Consider the following 16461-nt stretch of genomic DNA (forward strand, 5'->3'; position numbering starts at 1 on the left):
CGCACGATGGCATGGGCGCTGCCGCCGTCTTCCAGCGCGCGGACAAAGCTTTGATCAATCTTGATCTTGTCGAACGGGAATGACCGCAAATAGCTGAGCGAGGAATAGCCGGTGCCGAAATCGTCCAGCGCCACCCGCACGCCCAGCAGTTGCAGCGAATGCAGGATTTTCAGCGTCCGGTCGACATTGCCGATAAACACGCTCTCGGTGATTTCCAGTTCCAGCCGCGATGCCGGAAGGCCGGTCTGCGCCAGCGCTTGCGCGATGCAGGTGGCAAGCCCGTCCGCCACCAACTGGCGGGGCGAGATGTTGACAGCCACCGATATGTCACCGGGCCACTGTGCTGCCTGACGGCAAGCCTCGCGCACCGCCCATTCGCCAAGCTGCACGATCATGCCCGATTCCTCGGCAATCGGGATGAAGGTTGCCGGGCTGATCATCCCGTGCTCCTTGTGCGGCCAGCGCATCAGCGCTTCAAAGCCCTTGACCCGGTTTTCCGAGATCGAGAACAGCGGCTGGAAATAGAGTTCGAAATCGCCATCCCGGATCGCACGGCGCAAGTCGATTTCCATGCGGCGGCGGCGGCTCGCCTCAGCGTCCAGTTCTGGCTCGAAGAAGTGATAGGCGCCTTTGCCATCGCTTTTTGCACGATAGAGCGCAAGATCGGCGCTTTTCAGCAGGCTATCGGCGCTGTCACCGTCCTGCGGGCCAATGGCAATGCCCACGCTGGCAGACAGCAGAATGCCGCGCCCGTCGATAGTGGCCTCGCGGTTGAGCGTGGCTTCCAGCATGCGGGCAATCGCGGTGCAATCCTCCGCCGGATCAAGCCCGGTCAGCAGCAGCCCGAACTCATCCCCGCCAAACCGCGCAACCATCGCATCGGGAAAGCGGTCCTGCAGCGATTGCGCAACGGTGCGCAGCAATTCGTCACCCACGGGGTGCCCCATCGCATCGTTGATCGCCTTGAAATCGTCCACATCGATGAATGCCACAAAAGTGCGGTGAATTTCGGTTTGCCGAGACACCGCACGGTCGAGCTTTTCGATAAAGAATCGCCGGTTGGGCAGGTCGGTCAACGCATCATGCAGCGATGCATGCATGATCTGCTGCTCACGCTCATCCACTGCATCGACCATCGCGTTGAAACTGTCAGCCAGCGAACGGACCTCGATCGCGCCCTGCACTTTTACTTTGGCCACCGCGCCGCCGCCATAGGCACGCGCCGCTTCGGCCAGCAATTGCAAGGGTTTGGCAATCCCGCGCGAAAGACGGATCGCCGCCCAACCTCCTGCCAGCACGCCGATGACGCTGATCATCAGCAGAACGATCCTCAGGCCGTTGTATTGCGCCAGTGCTGCGTCGAGCGAATGCGCCAGAACTAGGCGCGGCTCGCGTCCATCCTGCAAGCTGGCTATTGCCGAAACACGCACCAGCCGTTCGCCGTCATCGCCCTCAACTTCGGCAATCTCGCCCAGCGATACCCCCGCCAGCCGAGGCGAAAGCTTGGCGCGATCCAGGACTTTAGCCTCCACGGGTACGGCCGAAAGCCGCACAAGCTGGCCCATGTCGTCAGGGCCAAGAGTGTTCACCAGCACCAGCCATCCGGCAAGATCGGGCATCTCGATCGGAACGGCAGCTGCCAGTGCATCTGCCTTGCCAAAAGTCACAACGCCGCGATCTTGCCCGCCCTCCAGTCGGCCGATCATGGCTGCACCATCAATCGTGTTACCGGGGCCTGATGCAATCACGCTGCCATCAAGCTGGACGATCGCCGCCTCGCTTACCCGCGCCCTGTCGCGCAGGCTTTGCAGCGCCGATGCCAAGGTGGCAGCATCGCCCGTGGCAAATGCTTCGCGAAATCCAAAATCGCGCGCAACCACTTCGCCCGCATCGGCCATTTGCCGCTGACGCGTGGCGATGATCTGATCAAAAACGCGCGCATTCGCGGCCAGATCCCGCTCTGCGTTATCGCGCGCGAACAGGCTGATGCCTGAACTGGCGACCATAATCGTCACCGCCATGACGGTTGCCAGCAGCACGACGTAAAGCAGCGCGATCCGGCTGCCGAGCGTCCGCGCCTTGCGGCCCACCAACGCCATCGAACGCCGCGCCAGCCAGCGCGGATGCAACGCTCTTGGCATTGTCATTTGCTGCTGCCCGCTCGCACAGCCACGGCAATGCGGCTGCGCTTGCCCGGCTCCATCACCAGCTTGCCGCGCCATTCGCCGCCCGCTCCGCGCAGGCGAGGATGCCAGACCACCACTTCATAGCTGCCCCGGCCCAATCCTTCGATATTGGCCAGCCCGTTCAGATCGCTGCGCGCGGCATAGGGCGTATCGGTGACCCGGATATAGCCCTGCATCTTGTCGTGGATGTTGCAGCCCAGCGAGATCGTGCCCGCGACCTTGAACTGCTGCGTGCGGGTCTGGTCCTTCCCGTAAAGGTCGATCTTGAACGGACCCGGTTTGGAAAAACTGTAAATTGAATGACGCACGGCGTCGAAGTTGGGAAAAGCCACCACTGCGCCTTTCGGGACGATCAGCGTGCCCGGCAGAAAGGCCAGATTCTTTTGCGCGATGGCATTGCGCCAGCCGAAAGCCGGGCGGCGCGTATCCCCTGCACGCGGCACAATCTCGATCACCGCGTCACGCAACGGCACGCCAGCCTGGTCCACCACTTGCACCGGCAAAAACGCCGGCGGCGCAGCAGACAGCAGCATGGGCGCGGTGGCCCCGACGGACATGGTCGCGGCCAGGCGAAGTGCAGAGAATCGGGACTGACGTTGAAAGAGGTCTCGCATGAAATCAGGATGCGGGAAATTTCCTAACAAATTCAGAAACAACCGGTATGGCCGTTTTAGAACTCCCTAACGCTTTTTGAATAGAGACCACCAAACTGTTTCGATAATGGCGCGAATCCCCCCATGCCCAAGCTATCCTTTAAGCTCAATATCTTGGCCGGCCTCGGCCTGTCCCTCCTCACCGCGCCCGCCGCTTACGCTGATCCGCTGCTTGATGGCGGGAAGCTGGTGTTGACCAACGGCATCAGCTCGATCGAAGGGGCCAGCGGCGGCGGTCTTGCCAGCTGGGCCACCATCGCAGGCATGGAAACCGACCGCGGCGTGGGCGTATCGGCGCACGTCACCGGCATCGAACTATCCGACTACGGCTGGCAAAGCCACGGCATATCCGTCGGTATCAAGGACCGGCTGGAACTCTCCTACGCCCGCCAGAACTTCGACACGCGCAAGGTGGGCGCGGCACTCGGCCTTGGCGAAGGCTACCGCTTCAATCAGGACATTTTCGCAGCCAAGGTCCGCCTCATGGGCGATACCGTCTACGGCTCGCCGCTGCTCCCGCAGATCAGCGTCGGCGTTCAGCACAAGCGCAGCCTCGATGCCGCCATCGTCAAGGCGGTGGGCGCAGCTGCTTCGGAAGGCACCGATTTCACCGCCAGCGCAACCAAGTTGTTCCTGTCCAAAAGCGTGCTGGTAAACGCCACCGCGCGCCTGACCAACGCCAACCAGTTCGGCCTGCTGGGCTTCGGCGGTGCCAATCAGACCGACCGCACGCTGCAGTTCGAAGGCTCGGTCGCCTACATGCTCACCCCCCGCCTCGTTGTCGGCGGAGAATACCGCACGCGCCCCAGCAACCTTGCCATCGCGCGCGAGGACGATGCGCATGACCTGTTCGTCGCATGGGCGGTAACCCGCAACGCCACCGTAACCGCCGCCTATGCCGATGTAGGCTCGGTTGCCACGTTCGATGGCCAGCGCGGTGGCCTCGTCTCGCTCCAGTTCGCTTTTTAAGGAGGCCCAAGCATGACCTTCGCCCTCGCATTCGCCCTGCTCGCCGCCCAGCCCGTCACCGCTGAACCCCAACACGCCGCCCCGCAGGAAGACCTGTCCAGCGTCGATTGGGAAAAGGAATTCGGCGTTGAAAAGAAAGTCGTCGATCCCGTCACCGGCGAACTGCCGGTCGATCCCTACACGCAAGACCCCGCCAACGCAGGCGCAACGCCCTTCGCTGGCGACGGCATGGCCAAGGCCTTCGGCGGGCAGGAAGGCATCCGCAAGATCGTGGGCCGCCTCGTAGACCTGAGCGAGAGCGACCCACGCATCGCCGAGATCTTCAAGAATCAGGATCTCGTCCGCCTGCGCCGCACCCTGTTTGAACAGGTCTGCTACATCCTCGACGCTGGCTGCACCTACACCGGGCGCGACATGAAGACCGCACACAAGGATCTGGGCACCACCCGCGCCGATCTCAACGCCTTGGTCGAAAACCTGCAGCAGGCCATGCGCGAAGCCAAAGTCCCCTTCGCCGCGCAAAACCGCCTGCTCGCCAAGCTGGCACCAATGGACAAGGACGTGGTCGAGCGCTGACGCCCTACTTCTGGCACTTCGCGCAGAAGAAGCTCGACCGCCCACCCTGCGCGATCCGCAGGACCGTGCCGCCACACATGCAAGCCTCACCCTCGCGCCCGTAGACACGCCAGTCCTTGGCGAAATAGCCCAGTTCGCCATCGGGCTGCACATAATCGCGCAAGGTTGATCCCCCCGCCGCAATCGCCTCGCCCAGCACCTCACGGATCAGCGGCACCAGCCGGTCGAGCGCTTTGCGGCTGACTTTCCCACCCGCTCTCTCAGGGTGAATCCCGGCGCGGTTCAGCGCCTCGCACACATAGATGTTGCCCAGCCCCGCCACGATCCGCTGATCCAGCAGCAGCAGCTTCACCGCCGCAATCCGGTCCTTGAACGCGGCAGCCAGATGCTTGGGCGTAAGCCCCTCACCCAAAGGCTCAGGCCCCAGCGCCGCAAACGGCCCCCAGGCATCAAGCGCATCGCTGTCCACCAGATCGACCGCCCCGAACCGCCGCGCATCATTCAGCGCCAGCACACGCCCTTGTGCCGTCTCCAGCACCAGATGGTCATGCTTGCCGATGTCTTCAGGATCGATTCGCCAGCGGCCTGACATGCCCAGATGAAACACCATCGTCCGCGCGCGATCGGTGTGGATCAGCCCATACTTCGCCCGCCGCCCCATGCCCGTCACCCGCGCACCGGTCAGCGCCTGCGCCAGATCGACCGGGAATGGCCGCCGCAGATCGGCCCGGTTCATCTGCACACGGGCAATGACCTGCCCGTCAAGCACGGTTGCAAGTCCACGGACGGTCGTTTCTACTTCGGGCAATTCGGGCATAACCCCATCACCCCTAACAGGCTTTGCCGTCCGGGCAATTCCCCACTAAAGGGCCTAGGCATGAGCACATCTGAAACCGCATCGTTCGGCTACGAAGACATCCCGGCAGACCAGAAGGAAGACCGCGTCGGCGCGATCTTCTCGGGCGTCGCGCGCAAGTACGACGTGATGAACGATGCCATGTCGGTCGGCATGCACCGGTTGTGGAAGGACAAGTTCGTCCGCCGCGTGCGTCCGCAAAGCGGCGAGACGATCCTCGACATGGCAGGCGGCACGGGCGACATCGCCTTCCGCATGGCCCCCTCGGGCGCGGCCATCACCGTGTCGGACATCAATCAGGACATGCTCGACGTCGGCATCGAACGCGCTGCCAAGCGCGGCATCGAACACCTCGAATGGTCCCGCCAGAACGCCGAGGAACTCGGCTTCCCAGACCGCGTGTTCGACGCCTACACCATCGCTTTCGGCATCCGCAACGTGACCCACATCGACCGCGCCCTTGCCGAAGCGCACCGCGTGCTGAAATTCGGCGGCCGCTTCTTCTGCCTCGAATTCTCGACCACCGAATGGCCCGGCTTCTCCGAAATCTACGACGCCTATTCGCACAAGCTGGTGCCAAAACTCGGCCAGATGATCGCAGGCGATGCCGAATCCTACCGTTACCTGATCGAATCGATCCGCCGCTTCCCGCCCATGCCCGAATTTGAAGCCATGATTCGCACCGCCGGGTTCAAACGCACGAAGGTCGAACCGATCCTCGGAGGCCTCGTCGCGATCCATTCGGGATGGAAAGTGTGACAATGCCTTCCGCGCAGCAGGAAGTCTCCTTTCCCCCCTCCCGCCTGCGGGAGGGGTCGGGGGAGGGCCTGTTCGCCAGCCTCGCTATAACATGCCCTCCCCCAGCCCCTCCCGCCTGCGGGAGGGGAGAAAATAGGGCCGCTTCACAGGTTTGCGGCAGCGTTTCATGACCCTTCCCGCCACGCATATCCGCCGCCTGCTCGGCTGGGGCATCACGCTTGCCCGCCACGGCGCGCTGGTCGGCATCGAGAATGACCGCAACACGCCCGCCCCGGTGCGGCGGCTGGTCAAACTCGCCCGCTGGATCGCGCTCACCGGCAAGGGCCGCAAACCAGACTATGCCGGCGCTTTCCGCGCCATCGGTCCTGCCGCGATCAAGCTGGGCCAGACGCTCGCCACCCGCCCCGATCTGGTGGGCGATGAAGCCGCGCACAACCTGCTCGAACTGCAGGACAAACTCCCCCCGGTCGATTTCGCGCTGATCCGGGCCGAGATCGAGGGTACGTTCGGCAAACCGCTCGAAAGCCTCTACGCCTCGTTCGATCCAGACCCCATCGGCGCAGCCTCGGTCGCGCAGGTCCACAGCGCCACCACCATCGAAGGCCGCAAGGTCGCGGTAAAGATCCTGCGTCCCGGCGTGCGCGAAAAGTTCGCCCGCGATATCGAGACCTACGAATGGGCCGCCGCCCATCTCGAAGCGTTCGGCGGGGAAGCCGCGCGCCTGCGCCCGCGCATGATCATCGCCAATTTCAAACGCTGGACCGTGCGCGAACTCGATCTGCGCCGCGAAGCCGCTTCGGCCTCGGAACTTGCCGATACGATGCGCGCCCACACCGGTTACCGCATTCCCGCCATCGACTGGGATCGCACGAACGGCCGCGTGATGACGCTCGACTGGATTGATGGCGTAAAGATCAGCGATGTCGCCGCGCTCGACCTCGCAGGCGTTGATCGGCGTGACCTTGCCCAGCGGCTCGTCCTCGCCTTCCTCACGCAGGCCATCAACGGCGGCTATTTCCACGCAGACATGCATCAGGGCAACCTGTTCGTCGAAGCGGACGGCACCATCGTCGCCATCGATTTCGGCATCATGGGCCGGATTGATCGGCGCGCCCGCCAGTGGCTGGCCGAAATCCTCTATGGCCTGACCACCGGCAATTACCGCCGCGTTGCCGAAATCCATTTCGAGGCACAATATGTGCCGAGCTATCACTCGGTCGATGAATTCGCCACGGCCCTGCGCGCCGTGGGTGAACCGATGCGCGGCAAGCCGGTGAGCGAACTCTCCGTCGGCCAGATGCTCGATGGCCTCTTCGCCATCACGCGCGATTTCGACATGCAGACCCAGCCGCACCTGCTGCTGCTGCAAAAAACGATGGTCATGGTCGAAGGCATCGCCACCCAGCTCGATCCCCAGATCAACATGTGGGAAACCGCCGCGCCCTTCGTCCGCAACTGGGTGCGCGATGAACTCGGCCCCGAAGCCGCCATATCGGACCGCATCCGCGAAGACACGCAAACGCTGCTACGCATCCCCGACCTGATCCGCCGCATCGAAGACCGCTTCCCGGCCAAGGGCGGCGCACCCGAAGCCGCACCCCTGCCCAAAGTAGACCTGATGTGGCAGCGCAAACGCAACAAGCGCAGCCCGGGCCTCGCCGGCCAGATCCTCACCTTCCTGGCAGGCGGCGCAGCTGTGATCGGCACCCACGCGCTCGGCTGGTGGGGCTGAAGTGCCGAAAGTCGTGTTCTTCTCAAAACCCCATCGTCACCCTGAACTCGTTTCAGGGTCCATCTCTCCCCACAGACTGAAGCTCTGTTCGGCGACATGGATGCTGAAACAAGTTCAGCATGACGGTTCTGTGTTTTGAACGTCTGATCTGAACAACCGACCGATCCCGGTGGCCCACAACCTCTCACACCTGCGCGTAACCAAGCGCCATTTCCACGCGCTCGATCTGTCGCGCCTGCTGGCGGCGATCATGGTGCTGTTCTGGCACTATCAGCACATCTTCGTGCCGCCCGTGCCCTACCATGTGAACGTGGATCGCGCGATCCAGCCGTGGTACGAAACGCTCTCATGGTTCTACAACCACGGCCACACCGCCGTGCAGTATTTCTGGGCGGTCTCGGGCTTCGTCTTCGCCCACGTCTATCTGGCGGACACGCACTACAAGGCCCGCTTCTGGCCCGCCCGCATCGCCCGCCTATGGCCGCTGCACCTGCTGACGCTGGGCCTCATGGCCATCCTGCAAAGTCTTTACTTCGCCCGCAGCGGCACCGAATTCATCTACCATACCAACGATATCAAGCACTTCCTGCTCTCGATTCCGCTGATGCACTATTGGGGATGGCAGGATAACCAGTCGTTCAACGGCCCCTCATGGTCGCTATCGACCGAAATCCTCGCCTATCTCGCGTTCTTCGTGATGCTCCCCGCCCTGCGCCGCGCCCCGCTGGTGCTGGCGGCAGCCTTGGGCGCACTGCTCCTGTGGATCATGCTCATCGATGGCCCGAACAAAGACGTCCTGTCCTGCCTCGGCTACTTCTTCCTCGGCTGCGCCGCCTATGGCGCGCTGCTCAAAGGCTGGCTCCGCCCCGCCAGCCTGCTGCCGCTGGGCCTCGCCCTGCTGGTCGGCGCGTTCTGGCTGAAGGCCACTTACCGAGCAGGCGATGCCGCCACCATCGCAGGCACCTTCGCCGTCCTTTTCCTGATGCTCGCCGCAGACCTGTCAGACGCCAAGGGCCGCCTCACATTCGGCCAGAAACTGGGCGATGCCTCTTATGGCATCTACCTCTGGCACATCCCCCTGCAACTCGCACTGGTCCTGCTGATAGATTCCACCGGCAACAGCCGCGACATCGCGCGCGAACCGTGGTTCCTCGTGTTCTACGTTTCGCTGGCCATAGCCGCAGGCTTCATCAGCCACGCCAAGTTCGAACGCCCCGCCCAACGCGCGGTTTTTACGTTCTGGACCAAATGGAAAGCCCGCAAAGGCTGACCCTACCGCGCGCCGCTTCGCAACCACCCGGTAATCGAATAGCGCCGAAACGCCGCCGCCCGCGTCACTTCGCTCACGCTGTGCATCTGCGGCACCCGGAACAGGTTCAGCGTGTTGAACGCGGGAACAAACCCGCCCAGTTCCGGCTCATGAATCAGCAGCAACCCGCCCCACTCGGTCCGCCAAACCGGCGTCAGGCCAAAGACATAGGCCGCATGGCGATTCTTGCCCGCCACCGCATCATCATGCCCCGTCAGGAAATCGCCGGGCGAATAGGCCGTGCCCTGCGCATCGGCAAAAGCGATTTCCGGCGCGCCAACAACCTTCCGCAACAGGTCACGCGCATCACCGCCCGACATCCACTCCGCAAATGCCGCCAGCGGATCGCTACTCGCCCCCCGCGCCGTCGCCGCATCGGGCACGCGGATCGATTCATAGCGGTATTGAAAGCCCTGCCGCGCCTGCGCATAGATCGCGTTGTCCAGATCCGCCCGCGCCGCATCGCTCATCTGCGCGCGCGTTTCGCGCGAGAGTTCATAGACCTTGTCGGCAACGTTAAGCACCTGCACCCAATCGTCCCGGTCGCGCAGCATCAGGTGCAGCGCCTCGGCGGACTCCAGCTCCAGAAAATCCTTCACCTGCACCCGCCCGCACCGCATGAACTGCTCGGCCAAGGCGGCTGCATCAAGATCGGGATTCAGCGCAAATTGCATCGCAGCAGCCTTCATGGATCAACCGGCGATATCTTCAAGCCGGTGATGCGGCAGCATCCGCCAAGCTGCCAGCATCAGCAGCACGTGCCCCGCTTCAACCGCCATCGGCACCGGCCAGCCGGGATAGGCGCCGGTCACCGCCAGATTGATGGCCCGGCCCACAAACGATGTGCCAAACAGCAGCGCAGGCACCAGCAGCAGGTCGGCATTGCGCCGCCACGCGCCCCACATCATGCAGAACGCGGCCACGCCGAAGAATGAAGTGAAATCCGCCCGGATCGTTGAAATTCCGCCAATTCCGGTTGCCGCAATGCCAAACCCCATCCCCGCAGCCTCTGGCCCGGTCAAAAAGCCGATGGCCAGGAACAGGTCGAAGAGGCCCGCCAGAAACACCAGCGCCGTCAGGATCAATCGCATGGGCAAGTCCTCAAATTTCAGAATGTGGCCACCCTGCCCCAACCGCCCCGCACACGCAAAAGGATTGCGCGCAAGGCCGGGCCATTGCACAAGCGCGGCCATGAACGGTAAGCGCATCCTGCTCATCATCGGCGGCGGCATTGCGGCCTACAAGGCCTGCGAACTGGTGCGGCTGATCCGCAAGCAGGGGGGCGATGTCACCTGCGTTCTCACCGAAGGCGGCGCACATTTCGTCACTGCGATGACGCTGGCTGCGCTCAGCGAAAATCCCGTTCATACAACGCTGTGGGATCTCAAGAACGAGGTCGAGATGGGCCATATCCAGCTATCGCGGCAGGCCGATCTCGTCGTCGTCTGCCCCGCCACGGCAGACCTGATGGCGCGCATGGCGGGCGGTATAGCCAACGACCTTGCCACCACGCTGCTGCTCGCCACTGACAAGCCCGTGCTGGCAATCCCGGCGATGAACGTGCGCATGTGGCAGCACCCCGCTACCGTCCGCAACGTCGCCACGCTGCGCGGTGATGGCGTGGCTGTGATGCAGCCAGATGAAGGCGCGATGGCCTGTGGCGAATTCGGCCCCGGCAGACTGCCAGAACCTGTTGTGATCGCTGCGGAAATTGCGCGGATGCTGGGCACCGCAACCGGTCCGCTTTCCGGCAAACACGTGCTCATCACCGCAGGCCCAACCCACGAACCGATCGACCCGGTGCGCTACATCGCCAACCGGTCGAGCGGCAAGCAGGGCTTTGCCATCGCCGCCGCCGCCGCGCAGGCGGGCGCCAAGGTGACGCTCGTCGCTGGGCCAGTAAATCTCGATACGCCGCAAGGGGTTACTCGGATCAATGTAGAGACCGCGCGCCAAATGGCGGCAGCGGTGGACGCGGCGCTTCCCGCCGATGTCGCCATCATGGTCGCCGCCGTGGCGGACTGGCGCAGCGCAGGCGAAGCGGTGCAGAAGATCAAGAAGGATGGCAGCGGGCAAGTTCCGCCGCTGCAACTTGTTGAAAATCCGGACATTCTTGCAACGCTCTGCAAGTCTGATCGCCGCCCGCAGCTGGTCGTCGGCTTCGCGGCTGAAACCAACGACGTGCTGGACCACGCCCGCGCCAAACTTGCGCGCAAGGGGGCGGACTGGATCGTTGCCAACGATGTTGCCACCCACGCAATGGGCGGGGAAATCAATGGCTTGCACATCGTCAGCGCTGCTGGAGTGGAAAGCCTGCCCGAACTGCCCAAGGCCGCTGCCGCCGCCGCCCTGATCGAGAGAATCGCCAATGCACTCGCCTGAAGTCCCCGTCCTTGTAAAGCGCCTGCCCCACGGTGAGGGCCTGCCCCTGCCCGCCTATGCCACCGAGGGCGCTGCGGGGATGGACGTGGTTGCGGCTGAGGATCTGGACCTTGCTCCGGGCGCGCGCCATGCCGTTGCCACCGGGCTTTCCATCGCGATTCCAGCGGGTTACGAAATTCAGGTGCGCCCGCGCTCGGGCCTCGCGCTGAAGCACGGCGTCACCGTTCCCAACACGCCGGGCACCATCGACAGCGATTATCGCGGCGAGTTGAAAGTTATCATGATCAACCTCGGCGCAGAGAGCTTCACGATCCGCCGGGGGGACCGGGTGGCGCAGCTTGTCCTCGCGCCGGTCACGCGCGGAACGTGGTTGGAGGTCGAAGAACTCGATGCCACCGCACGCGGCGAAGGCGGGTTTGGATCGACCGGCGGGCTTGCCGCGCTGAAGGGCTGAAAACAGGGCCTCGCAATCTCGCAAGACTGCTCTGTGTGCGGTTAGGTGCGCTTAGGTGCATCTAGGTGCACTTCGGAAAATGTCGGCGCACGCGCGCTTCAGCCAGTGCAAGGCTCGCGCTAACCCGCTGACTTTCCAAGCATTGTGGCAAGGTTGGCCGTGAAAATGCGCATCGCGGGGACCAGTGCGGTCATCGCCCCGATGCCAACCACAATCGCAACGATTGCCGCCTCCCCACCATTCCACCGCCAAGGCTCTATCCCAAGCTGCGCCAGCGGCGATTGACCCGATGTGATCTGCGCGATGACAAGGTGCGCGGTCAGCAGGCCAGTCACGGCACCGATCAAGGCAGTCACGGTTCCCTCCAGCATAATCGTGCCGAAAACTTGCGCGCGCGTGGCGCCCATCACGCGCAGAAGGGCCAAATCACCCTCGCGCGCGCTGGCGGCGTTCAGCATGGTAACGAAAATCGACAGGCCGCCGATCAGCGCCAGCAGCCAGCCGAACAGCCGCGCGCCATCAATCCCCACGCCCAGCAGCGAGAGCAGGCGGTTGGTCTCAATCGCCGGTACCGCGGCCTGCATATTGGTCTGTCGGTTGATCATCAGCGGCAGCCGCACTGCCCCGGCAGCGTTGCGGTACGTTACCAGCAGGGCGGTGATTTCGGGATCGGCGGCGGCAGCATTGTCTTGGGAAGCCTCGATCCCGTGCATGTGCCAGATCGTGTCGATACTGGTGATGATCAGGCGATCCGCCACCGTGCCGGTCGGCTTGAGGATGGCGGTGACGGTGAAGGGATTCGCCTCATGCTCCGCCCCTAAACCGCCATCATCCTCACCCATGCCGTGCCCACCGATGAACCGCTGCCCCACTGTCAGCCCCAGTGCGCGCGCAGCCTCAGCGCCGATCACGCAATCGCCCTCGCCCGCAAACATGCGCCCGGCTGCGATTTCCGCCTTGTAGAGCGACAGGTATCCCGGCTCTGTCCCGACGATGCGATAGCCGCGGAAGGCATCGCCCAAGGCCAGCGGAATGACCCGCGCCACACCGGGAGCACGGCGCAGGCTTTGCAAGCTGGAAAGCGGGATATTCCCGGTGGGGCGGTCCATCTGATAGATGCTCGACAGGATCAGTTGCAGCGGCGATCCCTTTGCGCCGACGACAAGATCAATCCCTTGGGAATTGCGTTCCAGCCGTTCACCAATCTGGGCAGAAGCGATCAGCAGCATGACCAGCGCCGCCACCGAAAGCGCCAGCAGCGCCACGTTGAGCAGTGTCGCAAGCACCCGTTCGCGCATGTAGGCAAAGGCAAGCTCTGCGATCATGCCGCAGCCCGTGCATCTTCGCCGAGGATCAGCCGGTGCCCGATGCGATCCATGATCCGCCGGTCGTGGGTGGCAACCAGCAGGCTGGTGCCCTGTGCCTGCGCCGTTTCGAGCAGCAGATCGATGGTATCCGCTGCATTGGCATCGTCGAGCGCGCTGGTCGGCTCGTCCGCCACCAGCAAGGCCGGGCGGCCGATCAGCGCGCGGGCAATGGCGGCGCGTTGCAACTGGCCTTGGCTCAATTGGCGCAGCGGTGCATCGGCGCGGTGCCGGATGCCCAGCCGGTCGAGCAGTGCGTCGATCTGTTCAGGCACCGACGTTCCCGTGGCGAGCCGCTGCGCAAGGTGCAGGTTGCGGCGCACGGTCAGTGCCGAGACGAGCCGGAGCGATTGAAACACCACGCCGATGCGGCGGCGGCGCAGATCGTCACGCTGGCGGCCACGCGCTCCGCTCATTGCCTCTCCGGCAACGTGGATTGTGCCGCTTTGGCAGGGAAGAATGCCGGTTATCAGGTTAATCAACGTGCTTTTGCCCGACCCGGACGGACCGAGCAGCAGCATGTGCGCGCCCTGATCGATGCGGAACGTGATGTCCTTCAACACGGCCTCACTGCCGAAGGCATGCGAGAGGCCGTTCACGTCAAGTGACGCCATCAGGCAGCCCGGCAATGGCGTGCCATCGCGTGCATTACTGCGAAGCGAGCTTCTGCTGCCCTGCGTTTTCCGGCGCGTTCTGTCCCTGCGGCGCAGGATCGACCTTGAAGCGCGCGGTGAATGCGGTTTTCGCCTGGCTCATCTTGCGCTGATGATAGGAGTCGATTGCACTTTGCCTTGCGGCAGCCTGCTGTTCATCATTCAGCCCGCGATAGTCGATATAGGCGAGGAAGCCGTAGAGTGCGTCATCCTCCTCGCACCCACCACAGGCCAGCGCGGCACTGCTCCAGACCATCTGGATTGCCGCAAGGCCAAGGCTGATTGTCTTCATCGAGCGCTTCATCGGACCTGCTCCTGTTGCCGCACTACAGTTCCCGCGATGTGTTGAGGCGGTAGAATATCCCGCTTTCATCCTGCCCGCCCAGCACCAACTGGCCTTCGAAGGACTGGACGCCGGCCTTCACCGAGATGGGAGCGGAAGTCCGCACTTCGATGAACTGCGTGGGCGCGGGATTGAGATGGTATGGGCAATCGGGCGGATAGGCCAGCAGCACAAAATGCGTCTGCCGCGCGCTGTTCTGCAACGGCATGACATAGCCGCTGACCTTGATCCGCTTTGCCGCCAGTGCTTTTACCTTGGGCGAAAAGGCGGGTTTGGACAGCGTAACGCCATCTTTCTGGCGCTGAATCTCGCGCGTGGATTCCAGCACGGCCCACGAAATGCCACCGGGAGGAGGCGATGCCGCCACCCAGACCTGTTCCGAAGGTTTGGGCCGCCCCGCGCTTTGGGCGCTGGCAGCCGATGGCAGCACGAGCAACGACAGGAGGATACCCGCAGCCACCAGCCCTGAACGCATCGTCTTGCCCGCATCGGCCATCGTCGGGAAACTCCAACCTCTGCCCGCACAGGCGGACAGAGGTGCATCATGGTTGTTATCAGGCCAAAACCCTACGCGCTATTTGGCGTATCTGTCCGCCTTATGGCCGGATCATTGGGCTGGTTTGAGCTGCGGATACTTGACGCCGAGCTGATCAAGATATGTGGGATACTTTGCCGGATCGTAGTTGAATTTCTTCAGCTCGGGCCGGATGCGCTCCATCAGATCCTTGTTGAGGTGGATGGCGGGCTGATCCTCGGGCGTCAGCACCGGATCGTATTTCTGGTCCTTGGTCTGCACCGTCTTGAAATAGGTCTTGGCATCGCTGACCAGCTTTGGCGTGGTCATCACGTCAAGCACGGTCAGCGCCACGGCCTTTGCCCCGGCCACCGCGCCCTTGTGCGCAACCGGCGTGGCCATCGCGATGGCCGAAGTCACGTTGTGGCCGATCATGCTGGGGATGTTGGACGGGAAGCGGATGGTGATGGTGGGCACGGTCCACATGATATCGCCAATATCGTCCGACCCGCCGCCCATCGAAGGCGTGCGCGTATCCGGGCTGGACAGCGCATCGACTTCGGTTTTCAGCGGTGCGATCTTGAACTTCAGCGATTCCTGCACCGCCTTGGTAAAGGCCTGATCGTCTGCCGACCATTTGGGCATGCCGACCAGCTTGATGTTTTCATACGCCGCTTCGGCCAGCGGCTTGTTGCCGTAATTGGGCGCGGCGTAACCAAGCACGCGCTTGCTCACCGTGGTGCCGGTAGCCTTGGCCGCGGCCTCGGCAATATCGGTGCCGGTTTCATAGAGCTTGCGGATGGAATCGAAGGTCTGTTCGCGGAAGTAATACCACACGGTCGCTTCGCCCGGCACGATGTTGGGCTGCCCGCCGCCGTTGGTGATGACATAGTGCGAACGCTGCGTCAGCGGCAGATGCTCGCGCCGCATGTTCCACGCGATGTTCATGAGTTCGACGCCATCCAGCGCGCTGCGTCCGGCCCAAGGCGCACCTGCGGCGTGGCTGGTGACGCCTTTGAAGTTGTATTCGACCGAGACCATGCCGTTGTTGCCGGAATCTCCGTAGCTGGTGCCAAAGCTGGAGGCGACGTGGGTGAAGATCGAAACGTCCACATCCTTGAACATGCCTGCGCGCACGTAATAGGCCTTGGTTGCCAGCAGTTCTTCGGCAACGCCGGGCCACAGCATCAGCTTGCCCTTGATGCCGTGCTTGATCATCACTTCCTTGGTGGCGAGCGCGGCCGCAACGATCAGCGGCATGCCCGAATTGTGCCCTTCGCCATGCCCCGGAGCGCCCGGAATCAGTGGCTTGATCTGCGGCACGCCCGGCGTTTGCGACAGGCCAAGCAGGCCGTCCACGTCAGAACCGAGCGCCACCACCGGGCCATCGCCATTGCCCCACGTGGCCGTCCACGCCGAAGGGATTCCGGCAACGCCCTTGGTGATGGTGAAGCCGTTCTTTTCAAGGATACCCGTCAGATAGTCGGCAGTCTGGAATTCCTGAAAGCCCGGTTCCTGAAAGCTGAAAACGGAATCGACCATTTCCTGCACCAGCTTGGCATTGCCATCGATCAGCGCCGATGCTTCGGTCTTGAGCGCTGCCGGGGCCTTGGCCTGAACGCTGAGCGGGGTGCTGGCCAGCAGGAGGGCCAGTGTCGATAGTGCCGCCTTCTTCATCATGGTATTTCGCTCCCTTGGGGGACTTTTTGAA

17 protein-coding genes are annotated in these 16461 nt (G+C 63.2%); 7 read left to right on the forward strand and 10 right to left on the reverse strand.

What is annotated here, in order from left to right; translation table 11 throughout:
- Together Q8R81_RS08300 and Q8R81_RS08305 are read right to left on the reverse strand one after the other, a co-directional pair.
- The coding region (locus tag Q8R81_RS08300) for an EAL domain-containing protein (RefSeq protein WP_305616960.1) at positions 1 to 2141 on the reverse strand (2141 nt) is incomplete at its 3' end.
- Between the two features lie 2 nt (positions 2142 to 2143).
- The gene (locus Q8R81_RS08305) at positions 2144 to 2719 is read right to left on the reverse strand and encodes a methylamine utilization protein (protein WP_305616961.1); all 576 of its coding nucleotides are present in this window, start codon (positions 2717 to 2719) and stop codon (positions 2144 to 2146) included.
- 204 nt (positions 2720 to 2923) lie between these two features.
- Here Q8R81_RS08305 and Q8R81_RS08310 point away from each other — a divergent pair, with 204 nt between their 5' ends.
- Positions 2924 to 3808: a DUF3034 family protein gene (locus tag Q8R81_RS08310; RefSeq protein WP_305616962.1), complete on the forward strand. Its 885-nt coding sequence runs from the start codon at positions 2924 to 2926 to the stop codon at positions 3806 to 3808.
- A 12-nt stretch (positions 3809 to 3820) separates the two neighbouring features.
- The gene (locus tag Q8R81_RS08315; RefSeq protein WP_305616963.1) at positions 3821 to 4384 is read left to right on the forward strand and encodes a group 1 truncated hemoglobin; all 564 of its coding nucleotides are present in this window, start codon (positions 3821 to 3823) and stop codon (positions 4382 to 4384) included.
- Between the two features lie 4 nt (positions 4385 to 4388).
- Here the strand turns inward: Q8R81_RS08315 and mutM are convergent, their stop codons facing one another.
- Complete coding sequence (gene mutM / locus Q8R81_RS08320; protein WP_305616964.1) at positions 4389 to 5201, reverse strand: bifunctional DNA-formamidopyrimidine glycosylase/DNA-(apurinic or apyrimidinic site) lyase; 813 nt, start codon at positions 5199 to 5201, stop codon at positions 4389 to 4391.
- Between the two features lie 60 nt (positions 5202 to 5261).
- Between mutM and Q8R81_RS08325 the strand changes: the two genes are divergently transcribed.
- The 3 genes from Q8R81_RS08325 (at position 5262) to Q8R81_RS08335 (ending at position 9001) form a co-directional block, all read left to right on the forward strand.
- Positions 5262 to 5999 carry a class I SAM-dependent methyltransferase gene (locus Q8R81_RS08325; RefSeq protein WP_305616965.1) on the forward strand — a complete coding sequence of 246 codons (738 nt, stop codon included), beginning with the start codon at positions 5262 to 5264 and terminating at the stop codon, positions 5997 to 5999.
- Between the two features lie 166 nt (positions 6000 to 6165).
- Positions 6166 to 7731 carry a 2-polyprenylphenol 6-hydroxylase gene (ubiB, locus tag Q8R81_RS08330; RefSeq protein WP_305616966.1) on the forward strand — a complete coding sequence of 522 codons (1566 nt, stop codon included), beginning with the start codon at positions 6166 to 6168 and terminating at the stop codon, positions 7729 to 7731.
- Between the two features lie 169 nt (positions 7732 to 7900).
- Positions 7901 to 9001, forward strand: a complete 1101-nt coding sequence (locus Q8R81_RS08335; RefSeq protein WP_305616967.1) for an acyltransferase — start codon at positions 7901 to 7903, stop codon at positions 8999 to 9001.
- A gap of 2 nt (positions 9002 to 9003) precedes the next feature.
- Here the strand turns inward: Q8R81_RS08335 and Q8R81_RS08340 are convergent, their stop codons facing one another.
- Positions 9004 to 9714 carry a 2OG-Fe(II) oxygenase family protein gene (locus Q8R81_RS08340; RefSeq protein WP_305616968.1) on the reverse strand — a complete coding sequence of 237 codons (711 nt, stop codon included), beginning with the start codon at positions 9712 to 9714 and terminating at the stop codon, positions 9004 to 9006.
- Positions 9715 to 9732: 18 nt separating this feature from the next.
- The gene (locus tag Q8R81_RS08345) at positions 9733 to 10257 is read right to left on the reverse strand and encodes a hypothetical protein (protein WP_305616969.1); all 525 of its coding nucleotides are present in this window, start codon (positions 10255 to 10257) and stop codon (positions 9733 to 9735) included.
- On the opposite strand from Q8R81_RS08345, the gene coaBC reads away from it, so the two are divergent.
- Together coaBC and dut are read left to right on the forward strand one after the other, a co-directional pair.
- Entirely contained in the window at positions 10232 to 11422 is a 1191-nt protein-coding gene (coaBC, locus tag Q8R81_RS08350) for a bifunctional phosphopantothenoylcysteine decarboxylase/phosphopantothenate--cysteine ligase CoaBC (RefSeq protein WP_305616970.1), read from the forward strand. The genes Q8R81_RS08345 and coaBC overlap by 26 nt on opposite strands.
- A complete protein-coding gene (gene dut / locus Q8R81_RS08355) occupies positions 11409 to 11876 on the forward strand; it encodes a dUTP diphosphatase (RefSeq protein ID WP_305616971.1) in 468 nt (155 codons plus the stop codon). Before coaBC ends, dut begins: the two co-directional genes overlap by 14 nt.
- A gap of 119 nt (positions 11877 to 11995) precedes the next feature.
- On the opposite strand, the gene Q8R81_RS08360 is transcribed toward dut, so the two are convergent.
- The 5 genes from Q8R81_RS08360 to Q8R81_RS08380 all read right to left on the reverse strand — a co-directional run bounded on the left by Q8R81_RS08360 (position 11996) and on the right by Q8R81_RS08380 (position 16427).
- Entirely contained in the window at positions 11996 to 13201 is a 1206-nt protein-coding gene (locus tag Q8R81_RS08360) for an ABC transporter permease (protein WP_305616972.1), read from the reverse strand.
- A complete protein-coding gene (locus tag Q8R81_RS08365; protein WP_305616973.1) occupies positions 13198 to 13854 on the reverse strand; it encodes an ABC transporter ATP-binding protein in 657 nt (218 codons plus the stop codon). The genes Q8R81_RS08360 and Q8R81_RS08365 overlap by 4 nt, the downstream gene beginning before the upstream one ends.
- A 34-nt stretch (positions 13855 to 13888) precedes the next feature.
- Entirely contained in the window at positions 13889 to 14197 is a 309-nt protein-coding gene (locus Q8R81_RS08370) for a hypothetical protein (RefSeq protein WP_305616974.1), read from the reverse strand.
- 22 nt (positions 14198 to 14219) lie between these two features.
- Complete coding sequence (locus Q8R81_RS08375) at positions 14220 to 14732, reverse strand: DUF3299 domain-containing protein (protein ID WP_305616975.1); 513 nt, start codon at positions 14730 to 14732, stop codon at positions 14220 to 14222.
- Between the two features lie 111 nt (positions 14733 to 14843).
- On the reverse strand, positions 14844 to 16427 hold the full coding sequence (locus Q8R81_RS08380) for an amidohydrolase (protein ID WP_305617033.1): 1584 nt from the start codon (positions 16425 to 16427) through the stop codon (positions 14844 to 14846).
- Positions 16428 to 16461: the final 34 nt, after the last annotated feature.

This window comes from Novosphingobium sp. (genome assembly GCF_030696665.1).
Classification (GTDB): Bacteria; Pseudomonadota; Alphaproteobacteria; order Sphingomonadales; family Sphingomonadaceae; genus Novosphingobium.

Excerpts from the sequence above, each read along its gene's own strand:
- Q8R81_RS08360 (WP_305616972.1), bottom strand. The coding sequence starts at position 13,201 with ATGATCGCAGAGCTTGCCTTTGCCTACATGCGCGAACGGGTGCTTGCG.
- mutM (WP_305616964.1), bottom strand. The coding sequence starts at position 5,201 with ATGCCCGAATTGCCCGAAGTAGAAACGACCGTCCGTGGACTTGCAACC.
- Q8R81_RS08365 (WP_305616973.1), bottom strand. The coding sequence starts at position 13,854 with ATGGCGTCACTTGACGTGAACGGCCTCTCGCATGCCTTCGGCAGTGAG.
- Q8R81_RS08305 (WP_305616961.1), bottom strand. The coding sequence starts at position 2,719 with ATGCTGCTGTCTGCTGCGCCGCCGGCGTTTTTGCCGGTGCAAGTGGTG.
- Q8R81_RS08380 (WP_305617033.1), bottom strand. The coding sequence starts at position 16,427 with ATGAAGAAGGCGGCACTATCGACACTGGCCCTCCTGCTGGCCAGCACC.
- ubiB (WP_305616966.1), top strand. The coding sequence starts at position 6,166 with ATGACCCTTCCCGCCACGCATATCCGCCGCCTGCTCGGCTGGGGCATC.
- coaBC (WP_305616970.1), top strand. The coding sequence starts at position 10,232 with ATGAACGGTAAGCGCATCCTGCTCATCATCGGCGGCGGCATTGCGGCC.
- Q8R81_RS08325 (WP_305616965.1), top strand. The coding sequence starts at position 5,262 with ATGAGCACATCTGAAACCGCATCGTTCGGCTACGAAGACATCCCGGCA.
- dut (WP_305616971.1), top strand. The coding sequence starts at position 11,409 with ATGCACTCGCCTGAAGTCCCCGTCCTTGTAAAGCGCCTGCCCCACGGT.
- Q8R81_RS08375 (WP_305616975.1), bottom strand. The coding sequence starts at position 14,732 with ATGGCCGATGCGGGCAAGACGATGCGTTCAGGGCTGGTGGCTGCGGGT.
- Q8R81_RS08315 (WP_305616963.1), top strand. The coding sequence starts at position 3,821 with ATGACCTTCGCCCTCGCATTCGCCCTGCTCGCCGCCCAGCCCGTCACC.
- Q8R81_RS08340 (WP_305616968.1), bottom strand. The coding sequence starts at position 9,714 with ATGCAATTTGCGCTGAATCCCGATCTTGATGCAGCCGCCTTGGCCGAG.
- Q8R81_RS08345 (WP_305616969.1), bottom strand. The coding sequence starts at position 10,257 with ATGAGCAGGATGCGCTTACCGTTCATGGCCGCGCTTGTGCAATGGCCC.
- Q8R81_RS08370 (WP_305616974.1), bottom strand. The coding sequence starts at position 14,197 with ATGAAGCGCTCGATGAAGACAATCAGCCTTGGCCTTGCGGCAATCCAG.
- Q8R81_RS08310 (WP_305616962.1), top strand. The coding sequence starts at position 2,924 with ATGCCCAAGCTATCCTTTAAGCTCAATATCTTGGCCGGCCTCGGCCTG.